12 protein-coding genes are annotated in these 12,564 nt (G+C 43.3%); 5 read left to right on the top strand and 7 right to left on the bottom strand.

The window, feature by feature from the left end; all coding sequences use genetic code 11:
* Positions 1-143: 143 nt before the first annotated feature.
* Together FHW88_RS11815 and FHW88_RS11810 are read right to left on the bottom strand one after the other, a co-directional pair.
* Positions 144-293, bottom strand: coding sequence for a hypothetical protein (locus tag FHW88_RS11815; RefSeq protein WP_176625592.1), 150 nt, complete (start codon positions 291-293; stop codon positions 144-146).
* A 73-nt stretch (positions 294-366) separates the two neighbouring features.
* Complete coding sequence (locus FHW88_RS11810; RefSeq protein ID WP_176625590.1) at positions 367-1,554, bottom strand: class I SAM-dependent rRNA methyltransferase; 1,188 nt, start codon at positions 1,552-1,554, stop codon at positions 367-369.
* Between the two features lie 165 nt (positions 1,555-1,719).
* On the opposite strand from FHW88_RS11810, the gene FHW88_RS11805 reads away from it, so the two are divergent.
* Complete coding sequence (locus FHW88_RS11805) at positions 1,720-2,574, top strand: DUF2911 domain-containing protein (protein ID WP_176625588.1); 855 nt, start codon at positions 1,720-1,722, stop codon at positions 2,572-2,574.
* 96 nt (positions 2,575-2,670) lie between these two features.
* On the opposite strand, the gene FHW88_RS11800 is transcribed toward FHW88_RS11805, so the two are convergent.
* The 5 genes from FHW88_RS11800 to FHW88_RS11780 form a co-directional block, all read right to left on the bottom strand.
* Positions 2,671-4,380, bottom strand: coding sequence for a sodium:solute symporter (locus FHW88_RS11800; RefSeq protein ID WP_176625586.1), 1,710 nt, complete (start codon positions 4,378-4,380; stop codon positions 2,671-2,673).
* A gap of 108 nt (positions 4,381-4,488) precedes the next feature.
* Positions 4,489-4,680 carry a hypothetical protein gene (locus tag FHW88_RS11795; protein ID WP_090531057.1) on the bottom strand — a complete coding sequence of 64 codons (192 nt, stop codon included), beginning with the start codon at positions 4,678-4,680 and terminating at the stop codon, positions 4,489-4,491.
* 210 nt (positions 4,681-4,890) lie between these two features.
* Positions 4,891-6,132, bottom strand: coding sequence for an RNA polymerase sigma factor (locus tag FHW88_RS11790; RefSeq protein ID WP_176625584.1), 1,242 nt, complete (start codon positions 6,130-6,132; stop codon positions 4,891-4,893).
* A gap of 46 nt (positions 6,133-6,178) precedes the next feature.
* Positions 6,179-6,523 carry a YciI family protein gene (locus FHW88_RS11785; protein WP_090531052.1) on the bottom strand — a complete coding sequence of 115 codons (345 nt, stop codon included), beginning with the start codon at positions 6,521-6,523 and terminating at the stop codon, positions 6,179-6,181.
* A gap of 34 nt (positions 6,524-6,557) precedes the next feature.
* Positions 6,558-7,010 carry a carboxymuconolactone decarboxylase family protein gene (locus FHW88_RS11780; protein WP_090531050.1) on the bottom strand — a complete coding sequence of 151 codons (453 nt, stop codon included), beginning with the start codon at positions 7,008-7,010 and terminating at the stop codon, positions 6,558-6,560.
* Between the two features lie 212 nt (positions 7,011-7,222).
* Between FHW88_RS11780 and FHW88_RS11775 the strand changes: the two genes are divergently transcribed.
* The 4 genes from FHW88_RS11775 to FHW88_RS11760 all read left to right on the top strand — a co-directional run bounded on the left by FHW88_RS11775 (position 7,223) and on the right by FHW88_RS11760 (position 11,896).
* Positions 7,223-7,681 carry a DUF1569 domain-containing protein gene (locus FHW88_RS11775; RefSeq protein ID WP_176625582.1) on the top strand — a complete coding sequence of 153 codons (459 nt, stop codon included), beginning with the start codon at positions 7,223-7,225 and terminating at the stop codon, positions 7,679-7,681.
* Between the two features lie 68 nt (positions 7,682-7,749).
* Positions 7,750-8,838, top strand: coding sequence for an acyltransferase family protein (locus FHW88_RS11770; RefSeq protein ID WP_176625580.1), 1,089 nt, complete (start codon positions 7,750-7,752; stop codon positions 8,836-8,838).
* Between the two features lie 181 nt (positions 8,839-9,019).
* The gene (locus FHW88_RS11765; protein ID WP_176625578.1) at positions 9,020-9,616 is read left to right on the top strand and encodes a TlpA family protein disulfide reductase; all 597 of its coding nucleotides are present in this window, start codon (positions 9,020-9,022) and stop codon (positions 9,614-9,616) included.
* Between the two features lie 24 nt (positions 9,617-9,640).
* Positions 9,641-11,896 (top strand): response regulator, encoded by a 2,256-nt coding sequence (locus FHW88_RS11760; protein WP_176625576.1) that lies wholly within the window; start codon positions 9,641-9,643, stop codon positions 11,894-11,896.
* Positions 11,897-12,564 lie beyond the last annotated feature (668 nt).

Here is a 12,564-nt window from a genome sequence, read left to right as displayed (position 1 = left end):
CCCGCTTAATACATTTCATGTTTTCCATTTGGCACAGCAATGATATAGCGGGTGGTATTAAAACGGGGGTTAAAAAAGGGGTTAATTGGACTAAAATTTTATTAACCGCTCAAAAATTAACCGCTTTTTTAAGCGGAGAAGGGTTAATTAAAGAAAACTACCGCAGGTTTAGCGGTAGCGTAACCTGTGGGCTCTATCGGGTAAGCTTCCAGCTTACGTGGAATGCGGTTCAGCTGAAAGCTGAAATCATGGTAACCACGGGTTGAAAACCCGAGGTAGATTGTAGATTGCATAAATGCCGAAGGCCTGCTTTGCTTAGCAAAACAGGCCTTCCACAAAAGTTCCCCCTTTAGGGGGGTAGGGCGACTAAAACACCCGGCAAAGCAAACCTTTCAGATACTCGCCTTCGGGGAAGGAAGCACGTACCGGATGGTCTTCGGGTTGATGGAACTGGTAGATAAACTGAACCTGTTTACCCGCATCAAGCGCGGCCCAGGCAATTACCTGTTTAAAGGTTTCCATATCCATAGCACCCGAGCAGGAATAGGTTGCCAGCAAGCCGCCCTCATTAAGCAGCAGCATACCCAAACGGTTCAAATCTTTATAAGCACGTGATGCACGGGTGAGCGCCGAGCGTGATGGCGCATATTTAGGCGGATCGAGTACGATTACATCGAACTTCTCGCCCTCATCCCTGAATTTGCGTAACTGCACATTCACGTCAGATTTAATAGCCGTGTGTTTGGTTGCATCCAGTTTATTCAGCCTGATATTTTCGGCCAGCGTTTCAATAGCTAACGCCGAGCTGTCTACACTGGTTACTGATGCGGCACCTTCTTTAAGGCTGTTCAGCGTAAAGCCGCCGGTATAACAAAAGCAGTCCAGTACCTTTTTATCTTTAGTATGTACAGCCAACACATGACGATTATCGCGCTGATCGCAATAAAAGCCGGATTTTTGGCCTTCGGTGATATTGATACCGTAAATAACGTTGTTTTCTAATACCTCAACCAGCTCAGGCGGCGGACTGCCAGCAAGTACTTTATTCTCAGCTTCGGCCAGCCCTTCGTGGGCACGTGAAGCATTATCGCTTTTATCCGAGATACTTTCGGGATCGAGCAATTTTTTTAGTTCATCAATAATAACAGGCATTACATTTTGAATACCCGAGGTAAGTACCTGCACTGCCAAATGGCCGGCATATTTATCAACAATTAGCCCCGGCAGATAATCCGATTCACTAAAAATTAAACGACAGGTATTGGTACCGTTAGCCAATATGTTAGCACGGCTTTTAACCGCGGTTGCTACTTTTTCGCGAAACCACGCTTCGTTTACCTGTACATCCTTGTTCCACTCCAGCAAACGTAAAGTAACTCTCGACTGATCGTTATAAAAGCCATAGGCCATGAATTCGCCTTGCGCATTCAGCAGTTTTATTACATCGCCATTGGCAGGCTTGCCTTTTACTTTTTCAATCGCTCCTGAAAACACCCAGGGGTGCCTTTGCAAAACGGCTTTTTCTTTGCCTTTCTTTAATATAACGTCAATCATGTGTGCAAAGGTAATAAAGCGCTGGCAATTTTAGCTTTACAGCAACGCGGCCTTCATTTATTACGTATTTGTATGAAGGCTTCTAAACCTTGAAAATATTTTTAGGTCATACACAATAATATCCGCATTAAAACATTTGGTATCTTAGATTCGAAAACTATAATCATGAAAAAAACCTACGTACTCCTGTTCAGTATGCTGATAGCGTGCTGTTGTTTTAGCTCAAAGTCATACGCTCAGATACCTCGCATACCTGAGGCCAGCTCAACTCAAACCATCATCCAGGATTTCGGATTAGGGAAGGTAACCATAACTTACTCCCGCCCAAACGTTAAAGACCGCAAAATATTCGGTGGTATCATCCCTTACGGCGAGGTTTGGCGCACTGGTGCCAACGCAGCTACTACCATTACCTTTACCGAAAAAGTTGTTATTGAAGGTAACCCTGTGCCTGCGGGCACTTATTCCCTGTTCAGCATCCCCAATAAAGGAGAGTGGACCATTATTCTTAATAAAGTGGTAAAACAATGGGGCGCTTACAGCTACAAGCAGGACCAGGATTTTCTGCGTTTTACTGTAAAACCCATCCGCGTGAGCGAAAAACGCGAAACATTTACCATGGCTTTTGTTAATACAACTACCAAATCAACTGACCTGGTTTTGGTTTGGGACAAAACCGCGGCCTACATCCACATGGAAACTGACGACGACGCTAAAATCACAGCCAATATTGATGAGCTGATGAAAGGTGACCGCAAGCCATATTACTTCAACGCCATACAATACTACTACGAAAACCATAAAGACGTTGATAAAGCCCTTGGCTGGGTTTACGAAGCCGAAAAAATTGAGCCTAAAGGTCCGTGGTATAAGCTATGGGAATCGCGTTTGTTACTGCGTAAAGGTGATAAAGCCGGCGCAATTGCCGCTGCCGAAGCCGGTATCGCTTTAGCCAAAGCTGATAAAGATGAAGAATACGCCCGTTTAAACCAGGAAGCACTGGATCAGGCTAAGCAATAAACCCCACCCGACCCTCCCCGCAAGGGAAGGCTTTAAATATTAAGCGCCGTTCTTATGCAGAAGCGGCGCTTCTATTTTTTATAAGGTTGAAAATATTCAGGAAGTCTCTACTACTGGGAGAGATTTAGAGGGAGCTCCTGCACTAATTAACAGTGCAATCACAATCAGTAAAACAGCACCGATAGCATTGAGCCACAAATAAGCGATTACGTCAAAATAGCCAAGGATACAAATAATAGCCTCCGTTATAACAGCTGCTATAAATACCGCAGTTCCTTTTATTTTTTTAAGATAGAAGGCCACTATGAACACTCCAAGGATGGTTCCGTAAATATAAGAGCCCAATTGATTTACGGCTTCTAACAGATTACCTATGCGGCTGGCGTAAAGGGCCATCCCAATGCAAACCAGGCCCCAGAATACCGTTGCCAGGCGCGATGCATTTAAATAATTCTGATCTGTGGCGTTAGGGTTAACAATGCGTTTGTAAATATCAACCACACTGGTTGATGCTAATGAATTTAAAGCACTCGCGGTTGAGCCCATAGAGGCCAGAAAAATAATGGCCATCAGTAATCCTATCAAACCTTTGGGCAGATACTGGGTAACAAAGCTAAGGAATACGTAGTTGGTATCGTTATCATCGGCCTTGGGGTTATTTTTTTTCATCAGTTCAATGGCGTTTTGCCTGATGAGGCGGGCCTTAGTGTCGGCCACCTTTAATTGATCTTTGGCATAACTGATCCGATCTTCATTTTTACTGTCGATGGCTTTTATCAACTCGTTAGCCTTGATCTTTTTTTGCTCAAAAGCCTGGCCATATTGCTGATTGAGATGGTCGTATTCCGCAGCGTAAACGCTTTTTCGAATTTGTTTAACCTCATACTGGTTAAAAAACATCGGTGGGCGGTTAAACTGGTAAAACGCAAAAACCAGCACCCCTATCAGCAGGATCAGGAATTGCATCGGGATCTTGATCAGGCCATTCATGATTAGCCCGAGGCGGCTTTGCCCTACCGAGCTGCCTGTTAAATAACGGCCTACCTGGCTTTGATCTGTACCAAAATAGGAAAGCTGTAAAAAGAAGCCCCCGATCAATCCGCTCCAAACGGTATAACGGTTATTGGGGTCGAATTTCCAGTCTATCACATTCATACGGCCCATTTTACCGGCCATTTTGAGCGAGCTCATGAAGCTTACATTGCCGGGCAACAGGTAAACAACCAGTACTCCTGCCAAAAACATCCCCGTAAAAATAATGCTCATTTGCAATAGCTGGGTATATGACACAGCCTTACTACCGCCATAAACGGTATAAACAATTACCAGCCCGCCTATAAACAGTGTAGTGTAAACCGTATTAATATTTAATATGGTTGAGAGGATGATAGACGGTGCATAAATGGTAATGCCGGTTGAAAGGCCGCGCTGAACCAGGAAGAGGAACGATGTAAGCGCCCGGGTTTTCAGGTCAAAACGCTGTTCCAGGAATTCGTAAGCAGTATAAACCTTAAGGCGATGGAAAATGGGGACAAAGGTGATACAAAGTACGATCATGGCCAGGGGCAGCCCGAAGTAGAACTGCACAAAACGCATTCCGTCTGAGTAAGCCTGGCCGGGCGCCGAAAGAAAGGTAATAGCACTTGCCTGGGTAGCCATTACCGATAAGCCCACATGGTACCAGGGTAATGAACGGCTGCCCATCAAAAACTGGTCGATATTTTTATTATTGCCGCTTTTCCATATGCCATAAAGCACTATAGAAAATATGGTAAGGCCTAAAACAATCCAGTCGGTTAAACTCATTCAAAGAATTTGGTAATGAGCCAGAATACTAAAACTAAAAAAACCAGCCATGCGGCAACAATGCCGTAAAACTGGTTCCAATTTTTTATAAATGAAGGGAGGTCAGGATCAGGCCTCTTCATTACGGCCACGAACTAACACGGCGATATATGCAGCAGCAGTTAACAAGCCTAAAACACCACCTACAAAAATCCAGGTAAAGCCTTTTTCAATAATACCGCCTACAAATAAGCCAGAGATTAATCCTACCAAATAGTATATGTAATCAAAGTTTTCTTTTTCTTCTTTATGGTGTCCCATGATGTTATGTATATGATTGCAGCAAAAATAGGTGATTAATTGAATTTTACCAAAGTTTGTTTTGTAAAAGGATTGTGCGGTTTAAAAGTTCATAAATGATAACAATTATCCATTCGGTCTCCGGTTGGCTTTAAATTCACTATCGTTGTAAATATGCCAATAGCTTTGCGGTATGCATGAACCAATAGCCTTTCAACTATTGTAAAAAGGCTATTCCTGCAAGTTTTTTAACCGCTCAACATTTCCCGCCATAGTTGCCTTATCATTTGCAGAAGTAGCCAGGTTCATAGCAGTTTCGTAATGCCGTAAGGCTTTTTGATTATCTATGCCGGTATACAGGTTGCCCAGCAGCGAATAATAAAAGTGGTTATTGCTCAGGTTCAGTTTTTCGGCTTCGGCTATTGCAGCCGGTTTTCCATTAGCTTTGGCAAGGGCAAATGTCCGGTTCAGCGCGGCGATGGGCGAATACTCCAAGATGAGGAGGCTATTGTACAGTTGTAATATATTTTCCCATTTTTCGGCAGCATCCTCCTTAATGGTATGCCAGTAAGCTATGCCGGCCTCAAGGTGATATTTAGTTATTGAAGTTCCGGTTGAGGCCTGGTTCAGGTAGTAAATGCCTTTATTAATCAGGTCCCTGTCCCAAAGTAATTCATCCTGATCCTCATAGAGGATCATTTCACCATGATCATTGGCGCGGGCCTCAAACCGCGACGCGTGGAAACACATCAGCGCAAAAAGTGCATTTACGGCAGGAATATTGGTGGCCGGATTTTCAATAAGCAGGTAATTAAGCCGCATAGCTTCAGTACAAAGATCACGGCGAAGGGTGACGTTTTGGGAGGTTGAGTAATAACCCTCAGAAAACAGCAGGTAAATGGTTGTTAAAACAGTTTCCAGCCGGCTGCCGATCTCGCTAAGGCTTGGCTGTTGGATCCGGATTCCGGCTTCTTTCAGTTTTTCCTTTGCGCGGTTTATCCGTTTGTATATCACCTCCTTGTTTGCTAAAAAAGCATCGGTAATTTCCTGTATACCAAAACCGCAAAGCAGGTTAAGGGCAAGCGCCACCTGCGACTCGGCCGAAATAACCGGGTTACAAACCGTAAAGATCATGGCCAACTGGCTATCAACTATGTTTTTGGCAGACAGGTCGATCTCTATTTCGCCTGTGCTGTCGGTAGTATATTTTATTTCGGGCAAAAGCTTTTGCTTAAAAATCGTATCCCGTTTCAGGTAATTTTTGGTTTTATTTTTTGCAACGGTATAAAGCCATGCCGTCGGATTATCAGGTAAACCTTTCAGGCTCCAATTTTCAGTGGCTGAAAGGAAGGTGTCGCTCACAATATCTTCGGCAATTTCAATATGTTCAATACCAAAAAGGCGGCAAAGCACTGCTGCAATTTTCCGGTACTCGGTGCGGAACAGGTGAGGTAAAAGTTCTTGGGGTTGCATAGGTTAAAATAAAAATGCCTTTGCAAAAGTACAAAGGCATTTTATTTTATACGGCAGGCACAGCCATTCGTACTTCAACGGTGGCCCCCCATTGCAATATCGGGCAGCCTTTGGCAATTTCAACGGCCTCATCGTAATCTTCGGCCCTGATTATAAACAACCCGCCTATCGATTCCTTAATTTCGGCATAAGGACCATTGATCACGGTATTTTGCTTAATTGTACGGCCATCGCCATCCCAGCGTTTGGGAGCACCAACCAGTTTGTTTTGGGCCGCGATGCCGCCTATCCAATCCTGGAAAGGTTTTATAGCTGCCTGCATTTGTTCGGGCGAGGGACTGGCATCTTTACTTTTCAGATCCCTGTGGATCACTAACAAAAATTCATTCATAAGGCTATGTTTTAATGGCGTTAATATAAGCTGTTTATGCAAACTGGCCAACCTGGTATGTGCCGGGCGTATTTGGGAACGATAGGTTGATACGGTTCCAGGTGTTAATGGTGGTAACGGACAGCGTAAGGTCTATCAGTTCTTCATCACTGAACTGCGCCTTGGCTATGTTGTACACTTCGTCGGTTACATGGCAGGCGGTAACGGCTTCGGCCCAGGCAAAGGCGGCCCTTTCACGATCGGTATAATAAGGTGATTCTTCCCAGGCGCTCAGGCCGTATAAACGTTGTTCAGTTTCGCCTTTGGCACGTGCATCCTTATAGTGCATGTCAAGACAATAAGCGCATTTATTGATCTGTGATACCCTGAAATTTACCAACTCACGAAGGGATAACTCAAGGGGCGACTTTTTAAGATAAGTATTAATACCGAATAATGGTTTTAAGGCATTTTGGCCTTTTTCCCACATGCTGATTCTCTGTTCCATTTTGTTTTAAATTTATGTTGTTAAAACCCAATGACAACCGTGCTTAGCAGATTGGACAAAATGAAAAATATTTTTTATTTTTTATAAGATCGGAATTCATATCGGGAATTTTTGTTGGGCGGCATCTAATGCATCGCCCGCTTCGCAGATTTTCCGGTTTAACTACATATACATATAATACGTCTCTGTATAAAAATACCTATCTTTCCCTCATGGCCTTACCCAATATTTTCACTGCAGAGGTAGCTGATGATGTAATCAGCCGGATCAACAAGCTCACGCCGCAAACCTCACCGGGGTGGGGTAAAATGAACGTAGCACAAATGTTGGCACACTGCTGTGTAACGTACGAAATGGTGTATGAAGATAAGCACCCCAAACCCGGCTTGTTCATGAAACTGATCCTGAAAATGCTGGTTAAGAACAAAGTGGTGAGTGAAATACCATATAAACACAACAACCCTACAGCGCCTGCATTTCTTATTACCGGCGAAAGGGATTTCAATACCGAAAAAAACAGGTTGATAGCCTACATCCAAAAAACACAGCAGCTGGGCGAAAAAGCTTTTGATGGCCGCGAGTCGCATTCGTTTGGCTCCTTAACCATTACCGAATGGAGCAATATGTTTTATAAACATATTGACCATCACCTCACTCAGTTTGGCTGTTAAGCGCATAGTTTGAACTTCCGGCTAAATTTTCCTTTCTTTACCGGCATACAGGTAAATCGATATAGCGCATGGAAAAACTAAGCCCAGCCATCCTTAAAACCAAACAGCATTTTGAAATTCTTGACGGCCTTCGGGGCATAGCTGCTATAGCAGTTGTTACTTTCCATTTTATGGAGATTGCTTATTCCGACTACAGCAAGGATTTTATAGGTCATGGCTTTTTAGCGGTTGATTTTTTCTTTTGCCTGTCGGGCTTTGTTATTGGCTATGCTTATGACGACAGGATCGGCAAAATGGGCATAAAGGAATTTTTCAAATCGAGGTTGATCAGGCTGCACCCGCTTGTTGTTTTTGGCTCGGTATTGGGCTTGTTAGGGTTTATATTTGATCCATTTAATGCCCAACCCATAGCCCGTAGTGCGGGCAGTATACTACTATTATTTCTCAGCTCCATATTAATGATTCCTAACCCGACAATGAATGAACGGTATTTTAACTTGTTTGGGTTTAATGCACCTGCTTGGTCATTGTTTTGGGAATATGTAGCTAACATTGTTTATGCACTTGTGCTTTGTCGCCTTCAGCGGCGCTACCTGATTGTCCTTGCTGCAATTTCTGCTGTAGGTATTTGCTATGTGGCAGCTCACTCAGGTAATTTAATGGGCGGCTGGAGCGGCGGAACTTTCTGGGATGGAGGTGTACGTATAGCTTATTCTTTTACCGCTGGTTTGCTGGTTTACCGTTATAACCTTATCGTCAAAAATAAGCTTGGTTTTATCGGTCTTTCTATTTTATTGATGCTGGCTTTCCTGTCTCCGTTCTCAACATGGAACTGGCTTACCGAGCCTTTTATAGTTATCATTTATTTCCCGTTAATGGTTTCGCTGGGAGCAGGCGCTGTTCTTAACAACAGCTTACGTAAAATATGTGTTTTTTCGGGGAGTATCTCTTATCCTTTATACATGACCCATTATGCAGTAATGTGGATATTTGGTAATTATTATGTGGCAAATAAACCAGATGCTGTTCACCTGGCGTATATCATTATACCCGGATTAGTTGTATTAGTTACATTTGCTTACCTGGTTATGATAGGTTACGATATCCCCCTGCGTCGTTACCTAACCGAAAGAAGAAAAAAACAGGCTGTCAAATAACTGAATGGCTATTCGTTTGCTTAATTAAAGATTAAGGAAGGATTTAGCCAACGGTTAAATTAAAACCTGTATGTTTAAAATGCCGGAAAAGTGTTTTTTATACACTAAAAATAATTATTTTTACAAATGGTTTTGTGCTGATTTTCAGTTGTTCTGTTGAAGTATGCCAACCTTTGGTACAATGAAAAAAACGTTAGTTATTGGTTGGCTCGTGATACTTTTAATCGCTGTTGGCGCTTTGTTTTGGTATAATGAGCTGCAATACCAGTTGCCTACTCCTGTACCCGAAAACTATAAAGCAGTAAAGCAGGGTACGATAGTGTCAATCAACCCCAGGCACTACCAGGATCGCAGTAAACCGCTGTTCCTGCATTTTTTTAATCCGGATTGTCCCTGTTCAAGATTTAATATCAAACAGTTTAAGGCTATTGCCCAGCAATATCACAGACAGGTGAATTTTGCCATCGTAATCATGAGCAGTAAACGCTTCACCGAAAGCGAAATCCAGGACAAGTTTGGGATGAAACTCCCCGTTATATTTGATCCCTCGGTTGCTGAGGCCTGCGGGGTTTACTCAACACCCCAGGCTGCCCTTATTGATACAGGCAGCAAGCTGTATTACCGCGGCAATTATAACATAAGCCGTTACTGTACCGATGAAAAAACAAGCTTCGCCAAAGTAGCTATCAACGGTTTACTGAACGACAATACACGCCTAACATTTAATAAACTTGCATTAACCTCATACGGCTGTCGACTGCCCGACTGTCATAATTAATATTACCCCTAAATATCAATCATTGTGACCGCAGACATAGTTCAAAACATTAATTTTCAAACCGAGATCAAAGACCGCTCAGACAGGTTGATGGATTATTTCCTGCCTGTGCATTTTGTAGTTGGTTTAGCATTGGCCTATTTTTATGATACATGGCTTATTGCCTTTGGCGTTGGCGGCCTGTGCCTGTTGGCGTACTATACTGCTAAAATAGCCCTGCCTAATTCTTCCTTATACCAATATGTGCTGGCAGCTGTATTAGGTATTTTTATGGCCCAGTATATTTACCAGATGCACGGCTTGTTTGAGATGCACTTTTTTGCTTTTATTTCGAGTGCGCTGCTGATCACCTACCAAAACTGGAGGCTACAATTGCCATTGCTTTTAGTTGTTATTGTACACCATGCTGTTTTCAGCTATATGCAGGATATTGGCTATGGCGGCATATTTTTTACCCAGCTCAATTACTTTGATCTTCAAACGTTTACCATACATGTGTTGCTTACCGGGGTTATCATGTTCATATGCGGACTTTGGGCCTATCAGTTGCGCAAGTATAACGAACTAAGAATAGTACAAACCCTGCAAATGGCCGATCTGCAGCGGGAAGCTCAGTTATCGCTCGAGCGTAAACATAATGAAGAGGTTTTGGCAGCTGCAAACCAGGAACTAAACTATTCAAACCAGGAACTTCAAAAGGCACGCCTCGCGGCCGATCAGGCTAACCAGGAAAAAAGCATTTTCCTGGCCACCATGAGCCACGAAATCCGTACGCCTATGAACGGGGTTATCGGGATGTCGGCTTTATTGAATGAAACTGAGCTTAATGATGAGCAGCGTATGTTTAACGAAACCATCATCAGCTGCGGCGAAACGCTCATCCATGTGATCAATAACATTCTTGATTTTTCAAAGATAGAAGCAGGTAGTCTTGATCTTGAACAGGATGATTTTAACCTGCGGCAATGTATTGAAGATGTGATGGATATGTTTGCCATTAAAGGCGGACAATTGGGGCTCGACCTGGTTTATGAAATTGCCGAAGATATATCGCCGGGTATCATCGGCGATCCGCTGCGGCTTAAACAAGTGCTTATAAACCTGGTAAGCAACGCCATAAAATTTACGGAGAAAGGGGAGGTTGGTATTAAGGTTAGCTGTGTTGACAAACAATCTGATGGCTTGCTGAAATTAAGATTTGATGTTTGGGATACAGGCATAGGCATTCCGCAGGATAAGCTGCACCGGCTGTTCAAGGCATTTTCGCAGGTTGATTCATCTACTACACGCAAATACGGGGGCACCGGTTTAGGTTTGGCTATTTGCCAAAAGCTTGTTGCGCTAATGGGCGGCAGTATAGGTGTTGAAAGTGAGCCCGGTGCCGGTACCAGGTTTTTCTTTACCATAAACGCCTATCCCGGCGAGATCTCCCACCGGCAGCCTGCCAGTTTTGATCTTGAGGAACTGCGCGGCAAAAAGATACTTATAGTTGATGACAACCATACCAACCTGTCTATTTTAAACCGCCAGTTTGAAAACTGGAACCTTAAATCGGTACCGGCAGAGTCTGCGGCCGAGGCTTTAGTGATCCTGCAGAGAAACAAAGACATTGACCTGGTTATTACCGATATGAACATGCCCGTAATGGATGGGGTTATGCTGGCCCGCATCATCAGGGAAGGGTACAGCCACATTCCTATTATACTGCTAAGCTCGGTTGGCGAAGAATTTATAAAAGATCAGCGAATGCTGTTTACCTCTGTTATGAGCAAGCCGATAAAACAACAGGTGTTGGGCAAACAGGTTTTTATGGCGCTCAGGAATAAACCGGTCCAAAACGATGATAAACAAACTAAGAGCAAGCTCTCGGTTGATTTTAGTGATAAGTATCCCTTCAATATCCTTATTGCCGAAGATAATGAGGTTAACCAGCACGTTATTAAACACATTTTAAACAAAATGGGCTATAAGCCGGGTATGGCCCAAAACGGGCTCGAAGCAATAGAGGCCCTGTACAAAAACGATTACGGGCTTATTTTAATGGATATGCAGATGCCTGTTATGGATGGGCTTGAAGCAACCCGTGTAATCCGCAAAGACGACATTAAGCAGCCTGTTATCATTGCATTAACAGCCAACGCCATGGCCGGCGATGAACAGGATTGTTTGCAGGCCGGTATGAATGATTACCTGAGTAAGCCTGTAAAACTGGATGAGCTGATGAATAAGCTTTCGAAATGGCACACTTTAGTTAATAAAGCCGCAGTTCGCCAGGGTTGATGCAACCGCACTCCTGTTGTTAGTTGGTTCTTGGTTCGCTCATGTTTAATAAAAGAAAACGTTACTTAGAACCTCCGGAGGGCAAGACAATTACCTGGCGGGGGGCTACCTTGACTTAATAGTAGTGAAGTTTCCTCATCCCGGTATGCAGAATATAAATGCAACAATACTTTTGCAAAACAATTAGGTTATTTTTTTCATTTTTGTACAGCATAAGCAATATGTTGAATAAGCGAAATACTGAATTTTTGAGATCGTTGCGGATATTATCGGTAATGGCCTTTTATTTGGTCATCGCGAGCAGTCATGTTTTTTTCCTTCCCCGCTTGACGCAACCAGGCCGTACACGTTCAACAGGATTCAATTCGGTTTTTAAACGAAAGATGGAGAACCTGCACAGCAGCTTCAGCGAATCAAGCTACGTTCAAAGACCAGACAAATCAACCCTTGAGGAGAAAAAGTCTGTTACCGATTTGATCAGCGCTGTTATAGGCAGTTTTATCCTGTTGTTTTTTGCATTGCAGCTATGGAAATTAAATCCGAAGCCATTAATCCGAAACTTCAGGATTATACCCGGGTATCGATACTCCTATCTTTCCCTTTGCACTTTTCGCATTTGATTTGAATGATTAAAGGCGCTCTGCCTTTAGATACATCATCGATCATTT

The organism is Mucilaginibacter sp. SG538B (assembly GCF_013376065.1).
Classification (GTDB): domain Bacteria; phylum Bacteroidota; class Bacteroidia; order Sphingobacteriales; family Sphingobacteriaceae; genus Mucilaginibacter; species Mucilaginibacter rubeus.
The sequence above is the reverse complement of the archived record's forward strand: the minus strand, read 5'-3'. Positions and strand labels throughout refer to the sequence as shown.